This window comes from Microbacterium sp. GbtcB4 (assembly GCF_019091465.1).
GTDB classification, from domain to species: Bacteria; Actinomycetota; Actinomycetes; order Actinomycetales; family Microbacteriaceae; genus Microbacterium; species Microbacterium paraoxydans.
The window spans coordinates 1-239 of sequence record NZ_JAGXJJ010000502.1; the positions used below are offsets into that span (position 1 = coordinate 1).

The 239-nt window shown below is 77.4% G+C and carries 1 protein-coding gene; it reads right to left on the reverse strand.

Annotation, left to right across the window (positions count from 1 at the left end; all coding sequences use genetic code 11):
• A partial coding sequence (locus KVS71_RS18615; RefSeq protein WP_217585277.1) for a hypothetical protein occupies positions 1 to 239 on the reverse strand: 239 nt, incomplete at both ends.

Genomic DNA, 239 nt, shown 5'->3' on the forward strand with positions numbered 1-239 from the left:
GGGACGGCGGCTCGACCGTGGTCGGCGGCGTGGGCGGGGAGGGCGGGGAGAGCGTGGTCGGGTTGCGCAGCTCGACGGCCAGGACGGATTCCGCGCTGATCGTGAGGTGTGCGCCTCCGTCGGTCGCCGTCACCCCGTCGCCGGTGCACTGGGGGCTTCCCCACACGACGCCGGGGACGGCATAGGCCCCGTGCTGCGAGCGGCGGTCCGCCCCTCCCGCCCGGAACCCCCCGCCCGTG